The following is a 20,084-nucleotide window of genomic DNA, read 5'->3' on the forward strand; positions in this document are numbered from 1 at the left end:
CGGCTCATGAAAAAAATATTGATCCTTGCTGATGGAATTGTAGCAAAACATTTCCTACAGCGTATCAGCGAAACTTTTATCAGTACCAACGAATATACGATCGTCACGATCGACCGGTCGATTCTCACGGAAAAACAGCCGTCCAACTTCATCGCCTACCAATTCGACCCAACCAGTTACATCAAACTTTCGAAACTCCTCAAACGGGACTACGACGATATCTTCGTGATAATGAAAAACCGTATCGATGCGGAAGGCGCCTACCAAAACATCCGGCGCGACCGCCCCTTTGCAAGGATCACCTTTTTCAACCGATGGGATATCGAATTCAAAGATGACAACCTCATCAACATCAACGCCAACGAACTGCTCGCCAACCGCCTTTACGACTTTCTTCCCAATGTTCCGGTAATCGCTCAGAACGTGGGCCTGGGGCAGGGTGAGATCATGGAGGTGCTGGTTCCGTTCGGCAGTGCCTACGTCTACCGGCATATCGGAACGATCATTCAAAATCAGTGGCGAATCGTCGGGCTCTACCGCGGCAATCAGCTTATCCTGCCCAAACCGTCGCTGATGATCAAACCCAACGATGTCCTGCTCCTAATCGGCAAACCCTCCGTTTTGGAATCGGTCTTCAAAGCGATCAAACAGGAGCTTGGCCAGTTTCCCGCGCCGTTCGGCGAAAACATCTATCTCTATATCGATATGGAGAAGGAGAGTCCTCGCTGCATCCGCAATTGCATCGAACAGGCGACCTATCTGCATAAACGTATCAAAGGGCGCAAACTCATCATTCGTGTCAGCGGCCCTACCGATATCCGGCTGCTCGAGACGATCAAGGCTCTCGATAGTCACAATGTGGAGTGTATCGTCGACTACAGGGGGATCGACCCCTCCACACTCATCAAAGAAGATGTGGAAACCTACAATATCGGTCTTGTCGTATGCGGACGGGATATATTCGACGACAAAGATTATAAAAAGATATTCTATAGTTTGAGAAAACCCGTTTTGCAAATCAGCGATTCCCCACTGATGCATCTGAAAAAGCTGGTCGTCATCCTCTCGGAAGAGAAGAGTATGGAAGTCATATCCGCAACCGTTTTCGACGTGGCATCCCAGCTGAACCTCAACATAGAGCTTCTCGATTACGAACCGGACGGTGACTTCGAAAAAAAGAGTTTCATCCTCAACCACTACGAGAACCTCTCAAATATCTTCTCGAAGAATATGAACGTACGTCAGGAAAAACGCAATCCCATCCGAGAACTCGTACATGATGAAGCCTTCTTGCAGGTCCTCCCTTTTACTGGCAAAATTCTGCAGAACCGTTTTTTTGCCTACTTCAGTGCCGATGTGGAGAAACTCTACTTCAAACTCTCCCGAAACCCCCAGCTTTTCGTTCCGGTCGATATCGAATAGAGACGGAGAAGGGATTCTTCAAAGCACTTTTTAAGTAAATTTTAAGTAAAATTAAAGAAATTCAACAAGAGCAGGTTGCATTGCGTATGAAAGTATCCATTACCCTTCCGACACCGCCAAGCCGTGATTACGAAATCACGATCGATACGCTTCCGAAGATCACGATCGACGGGAAAGCCGCCATCGTCACCAATCCAAAAGTCGCCGGCCTTCACCTCCATAGGCTTTTGGCCGCGGTCGATGCCAAAGAACTCTATATCGTCACGATTCCCGACGGCGAAAACTACAAAACGATGGAGATGATCGAATTCATTCTCGACAGACTCTTCGACCACAGGCTCGACCGAAAATCGACGCTGATCGCATTCGGCGGCGGCGTCATTGGAGACATGACCGGTTTTGCGGCCAGCATCTTTCAGCGTGGAATCGACTTCATCCAGGTCCCAACCACGCTACTTTCGCAAGTCGATGCCAGCGTCGGAGGAAAAACCGGTATCAACAACCGCTTCGGAAAAAACCTCGTCGGCGCATTTCATCAACCGCGTGCCGTCTATATCGATACCTTCTGGCTGAAGACGCTTCCCGAACGGGAATTTGCAGCAGGCGTGGCCGAAATCGTCAAAATGGCCGTTATGTTCGACGCCGACTTTTTTCAATGGCTCGAGAGCCACGACCTGCACGAAGAAGAGAACCTGAAAGAGGCGATCCGACGCTCCGTGGAACTCAAAGCGCGGGTTGTCAACGAAGATGAAAAAGAGAAAGGTATCCGTGCCGTTCTCAACTACGGTCACACTTTTGCCCACGTTATCGAGAACTTCAGCGGTTACGGTACCTACCTGCACGGTGAAGCGGTCGCAGCGGGCATGGTCATGGCCAACGCACTGGCCATCGAATATGGACTCTTCAGTATGGAGGAGGCCGAACGCGTCAAATCGCTTCTGGAGAAATACGGTCTTCCCACCGAATATGCCATAGAAGATCCCGAATCCTTCTACGATCAATTTTTCCTCGACAAAAAGAGTCACGACAACAAGATCACCTTTATCGTACCCAAAGCGATCGGAGTATGGAAAATGCTCGTCAATCCCGAAAAAACGAGAATCATAAAAGTTCTGGAAGCTTTCAAAAAGGAAACGGCTGTTGAAAGCTAAAATTTTTCTGCTCATCCTTCTTGTCTCGCTTGCGTTTTCGCAGAGCGCAGAAGAGAACGTCAGCCTCCCTTCCAGCACCGACGCCAACAAGACGATGGCCGACCATCGCGCCCGGATCGCACGCCTTACCTTCCAGCTTGAAGCAATCGACAAAGAGCTGAATGAAGAGAGTGTCTGGCAAAAGATCTATGCCAACCATCTCACCTTTACCGGGATTGCGGCGAAGATTAATGAAATCGAGAAGAAGATAGAGCGTTACAGAAAAAAAGGAACCAGACGCTACAGAACGAAAATCATGGAACTCGAATCGAAAAAGGCACAGCTCCAGGAGCAACTCGACCTTCTGAAAGATTACGAACACAATCCGTTCAAGACATTGATCAAGCCAAAAGAGATCAAAAAGATCCCTACCGTCACGAATCCAATCGCCATCATCAACGCTTTTTCATATATCAAACAACTCAACGAGCATCTGATGCGTTTCGAACACGAAATCGACATGCTCAAAGCGTTTACCGATATGCTCGAACGCAAAATCGCGATTCTCAGGGAGTTGAGCGAACTCGAGCCCAACGACAAAACCCTTTACCGACAACTCGATCAGACGACGAGGGAGCTCGAAGATGCACGCGAAGCCCTCGATCTGCATCAAACGGCACTCATCGTCTACAAGAAAAAGGTCGACGAAATCAAACTCCGATTGACCGATCAGATCAAAGAGCAGGCGAAAAAAGCCGGAAGTATCGGGATATCGATCTTCGTCATCCTCCTTTTCGTCATCCTCTTCAAATGGCTGGTAAAGAGAACCATCACCGACAACGAACGCTTCTACATGGCGAACAAGATCATCAACTTCTCGTTCGTCTTCATCGTCATCATGATCCTGCTCTTCGCCTATATCGAAAATGTCTCCTACCTCGTCACGGTACTCGGTTTCGCCTCGGCGGGTATCGCGATCGCGATGAAAGACTGGTTCATGAGTATGCTCGGCTGGCTGGTCATCGTACTTGGCGGATCCATTCATGTCGGAGACAGAATCCGTGTCGACAAAGACGGGATGAAATATGTCGGTGACGTGCTCGACATATCGCTTCTTCGAATCACCATCCTCGAAGATATCACGCTGACCACCTATCTGCACAACCGAAGGGCAGGGCGCATCATCTTCGTGCCGAACAACTACATTTTTACCGACATGATCGCCAACTACTCCCATGCGACCCTCAAGACGGTATGGGACGGCATCGATTTCACGATCACCTTCAACTCCAACCACAAAAAAGCGCAGCATATCGCGAAAGAGACAGCGAAGAAGTATGCCAAAGGGTATACCGACATCACCAGAAAACAGCTCAACAAACTGCGATCGCGCTACAGTCTGAAAAATACCAATGTCGAACCGAGGGTCTACTCTTTTATCGAAGAAAATGGTATAAGGATAAGTGTCTGGTATCTCACGAACGCCTACGCGACGCTCACGCTGCGAAGTACCATTTCGACCGAGATACTCGACCTCATCAAAGAAGAGGAGGATATCATCATAGCTTATCCGTCACAACATATCTATATCGATCAGGCAAAAGGAAAACCGACATTGCCGGATCTCTCCGAAGGTTCCATCACCATATGAAAAAAGTCTATTTCAAAACGTTCGGATGCCGGACCAACCAGTTCGATACCCAGGTGATGATGTCGCGTCTTGGCGAATACGAACTCGCCAGGAACGAAGAGGAGGCCGATGTCATCGTCGTCAACTCCTGCACCGTCACCAACGGTGCCGACAGCGGTGTACGCGGCTACATCAACCAGGTTGGCCGTATCAACGGCGAAGCGAAAGTGCTTCTGACGGGTTGCGGGGCCCATACGAAAGGGGAGTCGCTCTTCGAAAGCGGGAAGGTCCACGGTGTCTTCGGCCACAGCGAAAAAGAAAAAATCACGAAATTTCTGGAAAAGAGTGACCGCTTCTACGAAATCGGCGATCTCGAGCATGTCGACACGACCGTGGTCGAGCAGTTCGTCGGAAAGTCCCGTGCCTTCATAAAGATTCAGGAAGGATGCGACTTTCGCTGCAGCTACTGCATCATTCCCTACGTTCGCGGCGATGCGAGAAGCCTCGACGAAACACTGATACTCGAACAGATCAGGCGCCTTGCGGCCAATGGCTTCGGCGAATTTATCCTAACAGGAACCAATGTCGGAAGCTATGGCAAAGAGCGGGGCAGTTCCATCGCGAAGCTTTTGAAGCGCATGAGCCAGATTCGCGGTGTCAGGCGGATCCGAATCGGTTCGCTCGAGCCGATACAGATTACCGATGAGTTCAAAGAACTGCTCGACGAACCGTGGATGGCGAAGCACCTGCATATCGCGTTGCAGCACACTTCCGACGAAATGCTGAAGCTGATGAACCGAAGAAACGATTTTATGAGCGACCTGAAACTCTTCGAAGAGCTTGCATCCCACGGCTATGCGCTGGGAACCGATTTTATCGTAGGACATCCCGGTGAAGGAGAGGACCAATGGCAGGAGGCGATTGAACGTGTCAAAATGCTTCCTCTGACGCATATACACGCTTTCAGCTATTCGAAACGCGACGGAACACCGAGTGCCGTCATGAAGCCACAGGTCCCCGGCAATATCGCCAAAATCCGCCACAGGGAACTCACACAGATCGTCAAAGCGAAGAATTTCGCGTTCAGACGTTCGCTGAACGAGCCGCTCGAAATCCTCATCGAAAGTAAAAAAGATGGCCGATATTTTGGCCTCGACCAATATTTCAACAAAATTTCCATAGAAAGCGGCCGCGATCTCAAAGGCGAATGGTTGTACCTCGAGAAATTCGAAGCGGCAGAGGAGATGAACCGTGGAAGTTTCTAAAAAAAACCGCATCATCCTCATCGTTTCGGCACTCCTCGTCGTCGTGATCCTCGCCGTCGCCTATCTGCGCGACCGGTCCAAAACGATCGATGCACAGACAGCCGAGAATCTCATCAGAAACAGCCTCGTCACCGATGCCGTCATCGATGGCCCTTACCTCTATTTCAAAAGCGGAGGCACGCTTTATAAAGTCCCAAAAGATGCTGTGAATCTCAAAGAGCTCTACAACACGACAGCCGTAACGATCAAAGAACCCAACCCCTACATCGTCGACCTCGTTACGATCGGCGTACTGGTACTCCTGGTCCTCTATCTGCTCAGATGGGCCAGAAAGAACCGGGAGCTCAAAGAGCAGCAGCTCAGCGAACAGATCCAGTTCGCCAACGAGCTGCAAAAACCCGCCGACATCCAGCCGATCATCTCGAATATCACCTTCGATGACGTTGCCGGTATCGACGATGTCAAGGAGGAGCTCGAGGAGATCATCGACTTTCTGAAACATCCGCAAAAATATAGGAACTTCGGCATTCGAATGCCGCGTGGCGTTCTCCTGGTAGGGCCTCCCGGTGTCGGAAAGACACTCATCGCCAAAGCGGTCGCCGGCGAAGCGGGTGTCCCTTTTTTCTATCAAAGCGGAGCCTCGTTTGTCCAGATCTATGTCGGAATGGGTGCCAAGCGGGTGCGGGAGCTCTTCAAACGGGCAAAAGCGATGGCCCCCGCCATTGTCTTCATCGACGAGATCGACGCCGTGGGAAAAGCCCGCGGCGGCATGCGCAACGACGAACGCGAAGCCACGCTCAACCAGCTGCTGACGGAGATGGACGGCTTCGAGGATAGCAGTGGTATCATCGTCATTGCCGCGACCAACAAGATCGAGATGCTCGACGACGCACTGCTGCGTCCGGGGCGCTTCGACCGGCGTGTCTTCGTTTCACTGCCGAACAAAGAGGAACGCAAATCGATTCTGAAGATCTATCTCGCCAACAAGCCCCACTACCTCGATCTCGACGAAATCGCCCAGATGACGGTCGGTTTCAGCGGTGCGGCACTCTCTTCGCTCGTCAACGAGGCGGCGATCCATGCACTCAAAAACGGAAAGAAGATCATCGAAACGGAAGACTTTCTCGCCGTCAAAGACAAAGTGCTCCTCGGGAAACGAAAGATTCTCACCTACAGTGACGAGGAGAAGAAGATTCAGGCGGCGTACCAGGCTGCCAAAGCCGTCACGGCTTACTGGCTCGACGTCGATTTCGACAAGATCGGACTGTTGAGCGACCATTTTCAAAACTCCGAAAAGGAGATCGTCTCGAAAACCGAAATTCTCAACCGCATCAAAGTCTACCTTTCCGGCGACACGATGATGCACCTGCATTTCCATGAGCATTTCACCAACGCTGCCAACGACCTCAAAGAGGCACGGCTCCTCGCACAGGACATGGTGGAACTGTATGGGATGGGAGAGCGGTTCAATGCCGACATCACCGATATCGAAAAAATCCTCGAAGATGCGAGGCTGGATGTCGACGGTTTTGTGGCGAGAATGGAGGAAGGGATCTTACGGCTGGCCGACGAAATACTGAGACGGGAAATGGTCACGAAAGAGGATGTAAAAGAGATTCTGCATGATCTTTTTTAGCGGATTTTCCCTTCGAAACGAGCAGGAGCTCTTTGTCGAGTATTTGGACAGATATCATGACAACCCCTACGTGATCGCCGGTTTCAGTTACGGTGCCATCAAAGCGCTCGAATATACACTTCAGACAGGCCGGCGCATCGACAAACTGATACTTCTCTCTCCCGCCTGGTTCAAAAACAAGAGCAGGGCATTCGTCAAAACCCAGCTGATCCACTACAAAAAAGAGCCCGACAGATACGTTGAAACCTTTTTGAAAAATGCCTCCGACCCATCCCCTCTCGGACTCGAACCATACAAAGGCCCATCGAAGATCGAAGAGCTGGAAGAGCTTTTAACGTATCCGTGGCCTGAAGAGAAACTTCAAATCGTTGTAGATAAAAAAATCGATATCGAGACCTATCTCGGCGGTCGAGACCGCATCATCGATGCAGCCGCAGCACACGACTTTTTCAAAAATTTTTCGACCAGCTATCTCTTCAAACCTTTCGGCCATCTTCTGCGATAGGCCGTTGTTTCCAATTCCCGTTTTAGAGTACCACGAAGGTATAACGGTAAGGTGATGCGGATGTTCCAAGGATAATCGTATCCCCATCTTCGAGTTCCGCACGCTCCTTTTGGGAATCGTTTCCGATGCGCTCGTCATTGACGGCCGATCCGCATTTGCTCCCCCGGTCTATCAGGTAATATCGGCCATCCTCTTCATCGATTCGAAGATGCTCTCTGGAAATTTGAAGTCTCTCACCGAAGTCAATCAGATAGATGTCGTTGCTCCTTTCGCCGATTACGCCGTGCTTATATCGCTCCTTGACGAGAATATGCCCATCCTCGTCGATCTCGACACGGGATTCGCGCCCGATACGAAATGGGAATTTCCATATGGGGATCATTTCGTCATGCCTGCTTTTGACCGGTATCGCAGCCGATGCCTCATTGGTCTGTGCCACCAGCACCGCTTTGGGAAGAAACGCCTTTCTAATTTCATCTTTCTCGATAGAGACGGTCATGATAAACTCCAATTTTTAATCAATTTTACCAAGTTGTTTCTTAGAAATAGGCTACAATGAAATTAGGGTAAAATACGCTTAAAAACGAAGGACCGAATATGGATAGGATCAAAGTGGGTGTCGTCACGGCGAGCGACCGTGCAAGCGCAGGAATCTATGAAGATATTTCGGGTGTCGCAATCATGGATACATTGAAGGAGTACCTCCAGAATGAACTGGAGTTTGTCTACCGATGTATCCCCGATGAGCGGAGCGAAATCGAAAAAGCACTCAAAGAGCTGGCTTACGACGAAGCATGCGACCTGATCGTCACGACCGGAGGGACCGGGCCCGCCCCGCGCGACGTGACGCCCGAAGCGACCGAAGCGGTCTGTCAGAAGATGATGCCGGGATTCGGCGAACTGATGCGTCAAGTGAGCCTGCAGTATGTCCCGACGGCGATACTGAGCCGGCAAACGGCTGGCATCTGCCACAAAAGCCTCATCATCAACCTGCCGGGAAAACCGAAATCGATCCGCGAGTGCCTCGACGCCGTCTTCCCTGCCGTGCCCTATTGCATCGACCTGATCGGTGGGCATTATATGGTGACGGACGAGAGTGTCATCAAAGCATTTAGACCGAAAGGAAAATGAGCAGAGAAGGTTAGAAGATGAGAAAGATCGTACGTTGCACTCTCTCCCACCTTCTCGCCTGCAAACCGGCGCGAAGTGCGGCCTAACCTTCCAACCTCCAAAAGAACATGGCGAAAAAAAAGAAAAAACTCATAAAATACAACCAGACGATTCGTAAAATCTTCGGAGGCGAAGGGTTCGACGAGGGGATCACCCGTGTCCCGCTCGATAATTTGATCGAGATGGCAATGATCCTCTCGCTCAAAGAGCAGCATTTGACCAAAGCCGATCTCGTACGCGCATTCAGGCGTTTGTGGTCCAACGGTGATACGGCCGACCGGGCACTCATCACCGAGTACCTCAAGTCTCTCGATACCACCTTCAAAGCGGACAAGACGGTTACAAGCAACGAAGCGAGGCTCGAAAAGATTGACGAGATTCTTGCCCAAATCGAGCATACACCGGGCGAGGAAGTCGCAATCAAAGAGCAGTTTGAAGAGGTCAAACTCAAAAAGATCACGCCCCAGCGCATTGCGAGGGCACTGATGAGGCTTCGCAACGCCCAAAAACGCGGAACGCTCGAAGAGAGGTTCGACGGGGCGTTCGATGATGACGGAAATTTCGTTTTTTTCCACTCCTTTGCCTTTGAAATCTTCGAAGAGCAGTTTCATAAAATTCTGCAGCTCTCCTGCCGGCCGTTCGAAGATGAAGAGATTCTGAAGCTGAGCGAGGATGCCCTCGGCAGGAAACTCGAGAAATGCAAAGAGGAAGCGATTCAGAAAAAGCGTGAAGAGATCGGCCATTTTCTGGAAATCGCATCGAAACCCAACCGCTATCTGGACAAAGAGAAGATCATCCATGCACTCAAGCGGATTCCCGAGCAGTGTGATTTCGCCTTCGTTCCCGTCCCGGAGGAATATCTTCGGGAAATTCTTTTGGAAATGTTCAAAATCTCCGATATCGAATTTCTCTCCGATGCATTGAGGCTGTTCGAAAAAAAGGAGAAGATCCTCTTCGGAAATCCGGAGTGGAAGGTCTCCTACCGATTGATGCTCGAAGTGGAAAAACGATGGATATATCAAGCGGTCTGGGAAAACGAACCACTGCCTATCGACGAAGATTTCGAGACCCGGCGTGTTGAAGTCGAAGCACAGTTCGATGCCGAACTGACAGCACTCAAAGATGCACTTCTGCACGAAGCGGAAGGGCTCGAAATGAGAGCGGAAGAGATCGAAACGATCATCGCCCATGCCGTGATCGACGCAATCGCACAAAAAGAGATTTTGGAAATCCCCTACAAGACACTCAAAACGATCAACCGCCACTTCGCCCGCCAGATCGAAGGACTCAAACTCAAAAAGCAGCGTGAAGAGCTTCTGGCGCGCACGATCCGCGACTTCAAAAACCTCTTTCCGCTTGCACGCGAAATGGACCGCAAACTTATCTTCCATCTCGGCCCCACCAACAGCGGAAAGACCTATGCCGCAATGCAGAAGCTCAAAGAAGCCGACACGGGCTACTACCTGGCCCCCCTGCGCCTTCTGGCACTCGAGGGGTATGAAACCCTCAAAAACGCGGGCCTTCAGGCCTCGCTCGTGACGGGTGAAGAGCAGCTCATCGACGAAGAGGCGGCGCATATCAGCTCGACGATCGAAATGGCCAATTTTCAGGTCGATGTCGACGTCTGCGTCATCGACGAGGTCCAGATGATCGCCGACCCCGACCGAGGGTGGGCATGGGCCAACGCCATTATCGGCATTCCAGCACATACCGTCATCATGACCGGAAGCGAAGATGCGCTCGAAGCGGTGCAGGAATTGGCGGATTGGCTGGACGAGGAACTCGAGGTGGTCCGTTTCGAGCGCAAAGCGCCACTCATTCTCAACCACCACCCCACATCGCTCAAGAAGCTCGAACCCTCCACCGCCATCGTCGCCTTTTCCAGACGCGACGTCCTTGCACTCAAGGAGCAACTGAGCGGCCGCTACGACGTTTCGGTCGTCTACGGCAATCTGAGCCCTGAAGTCCGTCGCGAAGAGGCACGCCGCTTCAGGGAAGGGGAGTCGCAGATTCTGGTCGCCACCGACGCCATCGCGATGGGACTCAACCTTCCGATTCAAACGATCCTCTTCGCACGCGACTCCAAATTCGACGGTCAGAGCCGGCGTCTTCTGACCCCTTCGGAAATCCGCCAGATCGCAGGAAGGGCAGGGCGCTACGGCTTGCACGAGGAGGGGTATGTCGGCGCATTGACAGGGCCGGTGCTAAATACGGTCACGGAGCTGATCGACGAACCCTCACCCCCCATACACGGTCCCTACCGCGTGATGGCGAACTTCGAGCATATCGACCTGATCGCCAAGATCGTCGAAACCGAAAGCCTCTCGGAGATCCTGGGCTTTTTCGTCAAACATATGCAGTTCGACGGCCCCTTTGTCGCGGCCAATATCGAAAATATGCTTGAAATCGCCAAGATGGTCGATCTCTATAATCTCGATCTCAAAACCAAATACCACCTCGCATGCGCGCCGCTCAGCATCGGATCACCCTATCTCGAAAGCGTCTTCCATCGCTACCTCATCGCACTCGAGCGGCAGGAGCCGATTCCTTTCCAGCTGCCGGATCAATTGCCGCCGGTAGCACAAACCTCCGACATGCTCTTCGAAGCGGAAGAGATGGTCAAAGAGGTATCCCTCTATCTCTGGCTCTCCTACCGTTTTCCCGAGAGTTTCGTCGACACCGAAAACGCGCTAAGAGCACGCGAAATCCTCAACGCCTTCATCGAGCGCTCCCTGCGAAAAGGGGTTTTCGCCCGGGCCTGTAAACGGTGCGGAAAACCGCTGCCGCCCAACTTCCGCTTCGGCATCTGTCAGGAGTGTTTCAGAGGAGGGCGCCAGATCCGCCGCTATGCGAAAAAGTGAGTTTCTCTTCGTTTACGCAGCGCCGGTGCGCCCATTTCGAGCCAACTTCTACTTTGGGAAGCGTGGGGAAAAACAAGAAACCGTATAACCCACATTTTCAGTAATTGATGAGTGTATGATGCAAAAAGTCATCGGAACGTTCACGTCGTAAAGCAAGCCATTTTGTTCGGTCGACAAACCCACTAATCCAGATCCTTTATCATACTTTCTTTATCGTAATCATAGAGGCACCCGACTTGAACTCCAACGAATACTCCAGGGAAAATATCAACAGGCTCCTTGTGTAAAAAATTCTGAAGAGGAAATACTTGATCGCCTCCTATCGGAAAATCGAGAAAAAAAATCCATGTAAAGGGGAACTCGATGAACGGATAAAAAACGGGGCAAAAAAATATCGATGTCTATACTGCAGGCTTCAGTGACACGTTTTGTCTTTTCGGAGCTTTATACTTCCAAAAAAGAACGAAGGAGCCAATATGAAAAAAATCCGTATCAAAAAGCGTGTCACCTGGGGTTTCAATCCAGTCTCCCGTATCGTTCCGTCGAAAAAACGGTACGACAGGAAGCGAGAGAGGCGGAAGGTGCAAAAAACGGATGAATATGCCGACGCGTAAAACGCGATATGTATCGAATATGGTATGTATCGAAATGCTGAGCATGTCACAGACGGCAAATTCATAAATCTTAACCACAATGAAAGGTTGTCAAGTATAAAGTGTATTTCAAAAAACATGATTTGTCGAAAAACGACATACATTATTGTCAAAAAATTGTCAAAAAAATGGAAAGAACGTAAAAACCATGAAAAGGGGTGAAATGCAATTAAAATGGCACAAAATCGATGTCGTGGCAGAGACGGGGTACAAACCGCCGTTTTTCGCCGGCTCCATGCTTCGGGGTGCTTTGGGTGTGGCGCTCAAGCAGGTGGTCTGCATCAATCCGGCATATCGGTGCGAAGGCTGTTTCGCAGCAGAAAAATGCGTCTATTACGACTTTTACGAAAAGAAAAACGCGTTTCATTCCTATCGCATCGTCTCGTCCCTGGGGTCGGACCGGCTGAGGTTCGGTATCTATCTTTTCGAAGAAGCTGCGGACCGTCTTCCCTACGTTCTTTCGGCGATAAAAAAGGCGTTCGAAGAGAGTGGGCTCGGTAGGGAAAAAGAGCGTGTGAAGATCGCGTCGATCCGCATCGGCAACCGTCTCGTGTACGATGGCGAATCCTTCGCCTCCCTCGCCCACATCGAGCCGAGCGGACTGGATATCGGCACGCTCTCTTCCAAAGCCCATCTGACATTCAACCTGCCGCTTCGCATGAAATCGGAAAACAGACTGGCCAGGGAGGTTTCGCTGCCGACACTCATATCGGGCATACACGCCAGGTACCGCGCCATCAAAGGACTATCTCCCCAAAAACTCGGCTATAAGATACGCGGCGAGATCACGAGCCAACGAATGCGCCATCTCGATCTCTACCGCTATTCCAACCGCCAGAGAACGCGGATGAAGCTCGGGGGCCTCATCGGCGAGATGACGCTGGAGGGCCTCGACAAACAGACGGCGGCGTATCTCAAGATCGGCGAGATCATCGGTGCGGGAAAGCAGACGGTGTTCGGGTTGGGGGATTATAGATTAAACGTTATGGAGGGAAACAGATGAGACAAGTCGACGAAATAGCGCTCGCCGGGCTTTTGCACGATATCGGAAAGTTCGGGCAGAGGGCGGAGAGTTACGCTTTGCGGGAAGATGCTTACAGAAAAAACGATTACAAATATACGCATGCCGCATATACGGCCCAGATTCTCCATGAGCTCGCATTCAACCTCGGGGAGGAGATGAGCGATACAGCGGCGATGCATCACAACCCGAACAACGATCTGCAATGGATCATCGCCGCCGCGGACAGAATGGCAAGCGGATTCGAGCGGGAAGCTTTCGACGAGTACAACGAGAACACGCCGAACGAAGATTTTCGTTCGCAGCGCCTTTGGTATCTGTTCGACGACTCGAAACGTTATAGGATAGACACTCTCAATGTCGACAATATCTTTCCCCAGGAAGGCGAGGCCCAAAAAGGCGAATACGACGCGTTATGGGGAAAGTTCGTCGACGATATGAGGGAGATCAGGGAAAAAGGGAGCGCTTCGAGCGACGCTTTTACCATAGACTACCTGCTCAAGCTCCATACGAGTTTCATTCCTTCCTCCACGACCTTCAAAACGGCGGGTTACACGCCGGTCAAGGCCAACATTCCTCTCTACGACCACAGCAGGGCCACCGCCATTTTCTCCGCCGCGCTGTACAAACTGTTGAACGACGAGAACGATCGGAATATTCTCGACTACTACCAAAACCGTCCCGCTGACATCGAACGACAGGATCTACTCTATATCAGCGGAGACTTTTTTGGTATTCAAAACTTCATATTTTCCGATCTGCCTACGGCCAAAGCCGCGAAACTGCTGCGCGCCAAATCGGCCTATATCCAGCTGTTGACCGTCGTCGTCGCGCTGAATATCGTCGAGCGTCTGGGTCTGAGCTATCAAAGTATCGTCTCGACTCATGCGGGCAAATTCGAGATATTGGGCATCCATACCCCGAAAACCATCGAAACACTCTCCGAAATCCAGAAAGAGCTGGACGACTTTTTCATAGAAAACTATTTCGGTACGACCGGTATCGGCATCAGCCATGTGCCGTGTGCTTTGGCGGACTTCATCGAAAAAGGGCGCTATCGGAACGATTTGAGAAAACGAATCGCCTCGGCGGTGGAAGAGCGAAAGTACAGAAAATTCGATCTTGCCGAAAGAGACCCCCTTCTTTCGATCGACAAAGACCTGAACAATGCGAATCTGTGCCAGCTCTGCGGCAAAAAACGGGGCGAAAAACGTACGGGAGACTATATCGCGTGCGAACAGTGCGAAGTCTTCGTGCGTATCGGCCGGGAGTTGACGACGAAAGATTATTTGACGATTTCGAAAGGCTCGGGTCAGATACCGATCTTCGGAGCCTACCATCTCAACTTTTCCGATGAACCGAAACGTTTCGACAACGCCGTGGCGATCTACGACATCTCCAACGATGAAGAGTTCCGGGGATTCGCCAAATGGGAGCTTCGATCGTATGTGAAGTTTTCCGAATATGAACAGCGCATCGAAGAATTGGGAGAGTTGGCGATGGAGAGCTGCGGCGGTGGAGATGTAGGTGTCGAAGCCCTGATGGCCCTCAAGGGTGACGTGGACAGCATGGGAAAATATATCCGAGAATCCGACGTGACGCTCTCTTTCGCACGCTACAACTTCTTCGCGCGGATGACGGACTATTTTTTCAGCCTCTATGCCTCGCATCTGATGGAGACGAAGTATCCCGACCTCTATACGGTTTTCGCGGGAGGGGACGATATTTTCGTCCTGGGTGCGTGGGACGAAACCATAGCTTTCGCGAAGAGGCTGAGAGAGGATTTCATGCGATTCGCCGATGGCAGCCCATTGACCTTTTCGGTGGGCATGGTGATGACCAAATCGAACAAGCCGGTCAATTTCATCGCCCGGTACGCCGAGCACGAATTGGAAAAAGCGAAGGAGTGTGATGGCAAAAACGCCATATCGCTTTTCGACGAAACGGTCAAATGGGAAGACTACCTCGACGATATGGGACTGCATGAAGAACTCGACAAAATCGAAGAGATCAATACGGCCTTTTTGTATCGCCTGATGGAGTTCGTGGCGATGAGCAGACTTGTGAAAGAGAAAAATTCGATCGAGGATACGATCTGGAAATCGAAATTTGCCTACACCGTGCGGCGCAATATGGAAAACATGCCACAAGAGTTGTTCGTTGCACTCGATCGGATGATCGAACAGTATCCCAAGGAGAGTAAAATGATTTTGAGCGAATACATCTACAAAAGGAGAAAACGATGAAACAGATTATTCTCGATTACAAGAAGGACCCGGAACTCTTCAACGAAACAGCAAGAGAATGGGCAACCAAAATATGCGGTCGAAACGATAAGTGTGAAGTCAAATCGACACAGCTTAGAAACTTCTACGATAAAGTTTTGGAGCTATACGATCGAAGTGAAATAAAAAAAGAGCCTTTCGAAGAAGTGCTGCCTTTCGTCAAGATGCTCAATTCCAAGGTAGAGTATGCATCGCATCGTAAAAGCGAGGGGAAACCACTCATCAACAAAGCTTTTGCGGAGATGATGGGACAATGTATTTCTCAGGTGGATTCACCCGAAAAACTGAGAGTTTTCAAACTCTTTTTCGAAGCGGTTATCGGTTTTTACAAAGGCAAGTGAAAAAATAATTTATGGAAAGGAAATCATCATGAACATCGTATCTTACAAGGGACAAATCGAAGTATTAAGCGGTCTTCACATCGGTGGCGGAGACGATACAATGAAAATCGGGGGTATCGACAACAGTGTAATCAAAAATGTCAACACCGACGAGCCATACATTCCTGGAAGCAGTTTGAAGGGCAAAATGCGCTCACTTTTGGAATGGGATCTAAAACTGGTAGGTAATGGCGACGGGGGACCGTTCAGCTCGAAATTTCTCGACAACATCCTCAATTCCGATGATAAAGAGATGGCAAAAAATCTTCTGAAACTTTTTGGCGATCCTGAACCGGAAAGTCCTTACGGCATTACTCGTATCAGCGTCGGAGACTGCCCATTGAACGAAAAATCCAAAGTTATCAAATACAGTGAGGCCAAATTCGAAAATTCGATCGACCGTAAAAAAGGCACGGCAAAAAACCCTCGCCAAACAGAACGTGTGCCTGCTGGCGTGAAATTCGACTTCGATATTCGTGTAAAAATACTCGAGGAAGATGACGAAGGGGCATTGCTGGCACTTCTTGAAAGAGGTATGCAGCTTGTAGAGCAAGACTATCTTGGCGGAAGCGGAAGCCGGGGTTATGGCCGAATAGCTTTCGTAGATGTACAAAAAGAGGCTTAAATCATGCAACTTTACAAAGCCAAAATCGATCCCGTATCGACCCTGGCTACATCACTGAGGGGAGATACCCTCTTTGGACAGATATGTTGGGCAATCCATCAGCTTTTCGGAAAAGAGAGACTCGAAAAGCTACTGGAGGATTACGACGAAAATCCATTTATGGTGGTAAGTGATGCGATGGCGGTCGGGCATTTGCCAAAACCCCATATGCCATCCTCTTTTTTGGGCGAAGATCCCGAGGAGAAAAAGTCCAACCGCAAAAAAAGATGGCTTACGCGCGAAGATCTTCTAAAGGGCAATTATAGCGCTGCTAAAAACGATGAAGAAGCCGGTTTTTTGCAATATGATATTTCGACGATGCACAACTCCCTCAACTACAAAACGTTTCGAACGGGAAAAGAAAGATTCGCTCCATTTGGCGTGATCGAAACGGTTGTGGGAGAAAGAGAAGTTTATCTTCTTTTAGACGAGAACAGAATAGGGGAAGAGGAAGCCCTACAGACTCTTGTATGGGTAGGCCATTATGGTTTCGGCAAAGATGCGTCGACGGGAAAAGGACGCTTTGAGGTGAGTGGTTTTTCATCAGTGAATTTCGATAGTAAATCGAAAATCTATATGACGCTCGCTCCCATAGTCCTGGAGGGAATCGAGAGCCACAAAATCTATTACGAGCCTTTTACCCGTTTTGGAAAGCACGGTTTTACAAGATCCAAAGGTAATGTTTTCAAAAAACCTGTTCTTATGGCCGATACAGGGTGCGTTCTTTTTTTCGATACAGACGAACCCAAAAGCTATACTGGTCGCGGGATACGAGGTGTTTCTACCCGATATACCGATACGGTTCATCAAGGATACGCTATCGTCGTTCCGATCAAGGAGGTACTATGAAACCGACGAAAAATCGCTATGCCATCAGATTGAGAACATTGAGCCCATTGCATATCGGTTCGGGAACGGATTTTATGCCCGGCAGTTACATCATTGATGGAAAAATGCTGTACGAGTTCGACACGGTAGACTTTTACCATGAGCTTAGCCCACAATTGCAACGAGCATTTTCAATGAAAGCCACGACCGCGTATACTTTAAAAAATTTTTTGGACGAGCACAAAGAGACGGTGAAAAAAGTTTCGATGCGCTCTTTGCATGTGACGAGTGAGATTGCCCGGACATATGAAAAACAGTACAACAAAGATGGCACTCCCAACAAAAACCGACTTCAAATTGCAAAAACGGCAACAACGGAGTCTATCAAAATTCCCTATGTGCCAGGAAGTTCTTTCAAGGGTGTTATCGATACTGCACTCGAAATCTTTACACCAAAAGCTGGCAATGAGGTACGGCAAAACCTCCTGGTGTCCGACCTGGTATCCATCGACGCAAAAAGTTTTTGTGGCATTGCATATCGTCGGCATAAAACTGGTGAGCGAGAAGGCAAGGGTATACCATTGATGGTGGAGGCATTGGAACCGGAAAGCGTTTTTGCTGGCGTGATAGAAAGTGATCGCCGTGGTGAAAGCGAGAAAATTTTCTCATGGAAAGAGATCGCTCAGTCACTTGAAAATTTTGCACGACAAGCCGATGAAAAAAGTTTTTTGTCTTATAAGAAGATAGCGCCAAAAGGGAGTATCGTATTTCGCATGGGACGATTTAGCGGACAGGAATTCACTGCTATCGGACTTACAAAAAAACCGGTAACTCATTCCCTGATGAAAATGAATAACGGCACATTGCTTCCTTTCGGCTGGGTTGCGCTCGAGTATATCGAGGGAAAAGAACTCGAAACTCTTATGGAAACTTATAAAGAATATGTTGAACAGAAAACGAAAAAGATTGTTGAGCGACGCTCGTCATTGGTCGACGAGCGGAAAAGACGAGAGCAAGAGGAGGAGGAGCGTAAACGAAAACTTGAAACAGAACGACAGGAAGAAGAAAAGAAAAAAGCGGCCGAAGTGGCCAGACTTGCTTCTCTCTCCCCCGTCGATCGTCTTCTCGAAGAACACGATATCCCGACACTTATCCGCATGATGCAAAACAGTGAAATCGAAGATTACGAAAAGATCAAAATCGAACTCGCTCAAAAAATCAAGAAAGAACTCAAGAAAACCCCGAAAACCTGGGAAAAGGCCAAACAAAAAGCGCTCAAGCGAAAAGAGTTTATTCAAAAAATTCTGGGAGAATACTGATGACAAAAGTTCTTATCAGTCTTCTGGGCACAGGCAAACAGGCGAAAGGGGATTTTTCGAAAAACGAATACCTGACCACCGACTATGTCGTTAAAGGAAAAACGTACCCCCAAAAGAAATTCTCTGCCGCCGCGCTGATAGAGCACTTCGGGATCGAGCGCGTCCATTTCGTAGGCACCGCCTCATCCATGTGGGATGCATTGGCGGAGAGGTTCGGTGACGACGATGAATACACTCTCGAATTGATAGAGAAAAAAGAGAAAGAGGCCATCACACAAAAGGATCTCGGAAATCTCGAAGCGATGATAGACGCCACGTTGGAGTCGTCCGGCTCACGCTGTCATATCGTGCAGGAGGGTGAAAACGACGAAGAGCTCTGGACGATCGCCGAGAAATTCATTTCGATTATGAAGTCGCTCCATCCCAGCGATGAAGTCTATCTCGATATCACCCACCTGTTCCGCTCCGTCGCCGTAATGAGTGTGGTAATGGCGGAGCTTGGGAAAGTGCTCCATGATCTGCGATTCGTCGGTATCTATTACGCGATGCTCAAACATGGAGAGCCTTCGACGATCGTTGATTTGACGCTCTTTTTCGAACTGCTCGACTGGGCGCGGGCGATTCGATCGCTCAAACACTACGGCAACGCCTACGAAATTCTCGATCTCGTAGAACGAACCGAAGAGTCCAAAGAAATCAAAAACACTTTTGCCGATTTCGCCAATGCATTGGGCATGTCGAACATGGCGGCTCTGCAAAGAAGCGTCAAGGTCCTAAAAGGCAAACTGGCACTCTTTGAACAAAGCAGCCACCGACTGGTACCATTTGTGGCGAAAGAGCTGCGAGATTTCGTCGAATACTTCCACATAGAAGACTTGGCGGTTTTTCAGTTCGAACTGGCACGTTGGTATGCCGAAAACCGAAACTATGCGATGGCCTATATCACGCTTGCGGAAGCGGCCGTGACGGCACTTTGTGAACGGGAAGGGATCGATCCGGTGGGAAAGGAAAACCGCGAAAGAGCGAAAGCTTTATTCTACGAAATGGGAGACTGGAAAACAAGCGACAAGTCGAGCCAAAAAATCGCAAAAACTTTTCACATGGTCAATGCTATTCGCAACGGCATCGCCCATAAACTTCCTCCCGAAGCGATGAAGAAAAACTCCTCTCCCAAAGACAGCGTGGCAAATATCGCAAACTATATTGATACTTTGTCGAAACTATTGAAAAAATGAACTCCGTTTCATTCCATAAAAATGTTCGTACCATAGAAAAACATACCGTCTCCGAACGACAAATGGAGGAGTTCACCACC

17 protein-coding genes are annotated in these 20,084 nt (G+C 49.6%); 16 read left to right on the forward strand and 1 reads right to left on the reverse strand.

The features are described 5' to 3' along the window. Positions 1–6: 6 nt before the first annotated feature. The 6 genes from QUD54_RS01305 to bioV all read left to right on the forward strand — a co-directional run bounded on the left by QUD54_RS01305 (position 7) and on the right by bioV (position 7,588). Positions 7–1,422 (forward strand): COG3400 family protein, encoded by a 1,416-nt coding sequence (locus tag QUD54_RS01305; RefSeq protein WP_286337158.1) that lies wholly within the window; start codon positions 7–9, stop codon positions 1,420–1,422. An 86-nt stretch (positions 1,423–1,508) separates the two neighbouring features. Beyond that, positions 1,509–2,573, forward strand: a complete 1,065-nt coding sequence (aroB, locus tag QUD54_RS01310) for a 3-dehydroquinate synthase (protein ID WP_286337159.1) — start codon at positions 1,509–1,511, stop codon at positions 2,571–2,573. Continuing rightward, positions 2,563–4,203, forward strand: coding sequence for a mechanosensitive ion channel domain-containing protein (locus QUD54_RS01315; protein ID WP_286337160.1), 1,641 nt, complete (start codon positions 2,563–2,565; stop codon positions 4,201–4,203). Before aroB ends, QUD54_RS01315 begins: the two co-directional genes overlap by 11 nt. Further along, positions 4,200–5,447 (forward strand): tRNA (N(6)-L-threonylcarbamoyladenosine(37)-C(2))-methylthiotransferase MtaB, encoded by a 1,248-nt coding sequence (mtaB, locus tag QUD54_RS01320; RefSeq protein ID WP_286337161.1) that lies wholly within the window; start codon positions 4,200–4,202, stop codon positions 5,445–5,447. Before QUD54_RS01315 ends, mtaB begins: the two co-directional genes overlap by 4 nt. Continuing rightward, a complete protein-coding gene (locus QUD54_RS01325) occupies positions 5,434–7,083 on the forward strand; it encodes an ATP-dependent metallopeptidase FtsH/Yme1/Tma family protein (RefSeq protein ID WP_286337162.1) in 1,650 nt (549 codons plus the stop codon). The genes mtaB and QUD54_RS01325 overlap by 14 nt, the downstream gene beginning before the upstream one ends. After that, a complete protein-coding gene (bioV, locus tag QUD54_RS01330; protein WP_286337163.1) occupies positions 7,070–7,588 on the forward strand; it encodes a pimelyl-ACP methyl ester esterase BioV in 519 nt (172 codons plus the stop codon). The genes QUD54_RS01325 and bioV overlap by 14 nt, the downstream gene beginning before the upstream one ends. 22 nt (positions 7,589–7,610) lie before the next feature. Here bioV and QUD54_RS01335 read toward each other — a convergent pair whose 3' ends face one another. Further along, positions 7,611–8,099 (reverse strand): FHA domain-containing protein, encoded by a 489-nt coding sequence (locus tag QUD54_RS01335; RefSeq protein ID WP_286337164.1) that lies wholly within the window; start codon positions 8,097–8,099, stop codon positions 7,611–7,613. A gap of 86 nt (positions 8,100–8,185) precedes the next feature. Between QUD54_RS01335 and mog the strand changes: the two genes are divergently transcribed. The 10 genes from mog to csx2 all read left to right on the forward strand — a co-directional run bounded on the left by mog (position 8,186) and on the right by csx2 (position 20,004). Then, the gene (mog, locus tag QUD54_RS01340) at positions 8,186–8,719 is read left to right on the forward strand and encodes a molybdopterin adenylyltransferase (protein ID WP_286337165.1); all 534 of its coding nucleotides are present in this window, start codon (positions 8,186–8,188) and stop codon (positions 8,717–8,719) included. A gap of 107 nt (positions 8,720–8,826) precedes the next feature. Beyond that, positions 8,827–11,619 carry a helicase-related protein gene (locus tag QUD54_RS01345; RefSeq protein ID WP_286337166.1) on the forward strand — a complete coding sequence of 931 codons (2,793 nt, stop codon included), beginning with the start codon at positions 8,827–8,829 and terminating at the stop codon, positions 11,617–11,619. Between the two features lie 476 nt (positions 11,620–12,095). After that, on the forward strand, positions 12,096–12,233 hold the full coding sequence (locus tag QUD54_RS01350; RefSeq protein ID WP_286337167.1) for a hypothetical protein: 138 nt from the start codon (positions 12,096–12,098) through the stop codon (positions 12,231–12,233). Positions 12,234–12,435: 202 nt separating this feature from the next. Beyond that, a complete protein-coding gene (cas6, locus tag QUD54_RS01355; RefSeq protein ID WP_286337168.1) occupies positions 12,436–13,275 on the forward strand; it encodes a CRISPR system precrRNA processing endoribonuclease RAMP protein Cas6 in 840 nt (279 codons plus the stop codon). Further along, positions 13,272–15,539 (forward strand): type III-A CRISPR-associated protein Cas10/Csm1, encoded by a 2,268-nt coding sequence (gene cas10, locus QUD54_RS01360; RefSeq protein ID WP_286337169.1) that lies wholly within the window; start codon positions 13,272–13,274, stop codon positions 15,537–15,539. Before cas6 ends, cas10 begins: the two co-directional genes overlap by 4 nt. Further along, positions 15,536–15,919: a type III-A CRISPR-associated protein Csm2 gene (csm2, locus tag QUD54_RS01365; protein ID WP_286337170.1), complete on the forward strand. Its 384-nt coding sequence runs from the start codon at positions 15,536–15,538 to the stop codon at positions 15,917–15,919. Before cas10 ends, csm2 begins: the two co-directional genes overlap by 4 nt. Positions 15,920–15,947: 28 nt before the next feature. After that, positions 15,948–16,583 (forward strand): type III-A CRISPR-associated RAMP protein Csm3, encoded by a 636-nt coding sequence (gene csm3, locus QUD54_RS01370; protein WP_286337171.1) that lies wholly within the window; start codon positions 15,948–15,950, stop codon positions 16,581–16,583. 3 nt (positions 16,584–16,586) lie between these two features. Then, positions 16,587–17,471 (forward strand): type III-A CRISPR-associated RAMP protein Csm4, encoded by an 885-nt coding sequence (gene csm4 / locus QUD54_RS01375; RefSeq protein WP_286337172.1) that lies wholly within the window; start codon positions 16,587–16,589, stop codon positions 17,469–17,471. Continuing rightward, entirely contained in the window at positions 17,468–18,769 is a 1,302-nt protein-coding gene (csm5, locus tag QUD54_RS01380; RefSeq protein ID WP_286337173.1) for a type III-A CRISPR-associated RAMP protein Csm5, read from the forward strand. Before csm4 ends, csm5 begins: the two co-directional genes overlap by 4 nt. Then, the gene (csx2, locus tag QUD54_RS01385) at positions 18,769–20,004 is read left to right on the forward strand and encodes a TIGR02221 family CRISPR-associated protein (protein ID WP_286337174.1); all 1,236 of its coding nucleotides are present in this window, start codon (positions 18,769–18,771) and stop codon (positions 20,002–20,004) included. Before csm5 ends, csx2 begins: the two co-directional genes overlap by 1 nt. Positions 20,005–20,084: the final 80 nt, after the last annotated feature.

It is taken from the genome of Hydrogenimonas cancrithermarum (assembly GCF_030296055.1).
GTDB lineage: Bacteria > Campylobacterota > Campylobacteria > Campylobacterales > Hydrogenimonadaceae > Hydrogenimonas > Hydrogenimonas cancrithermarum.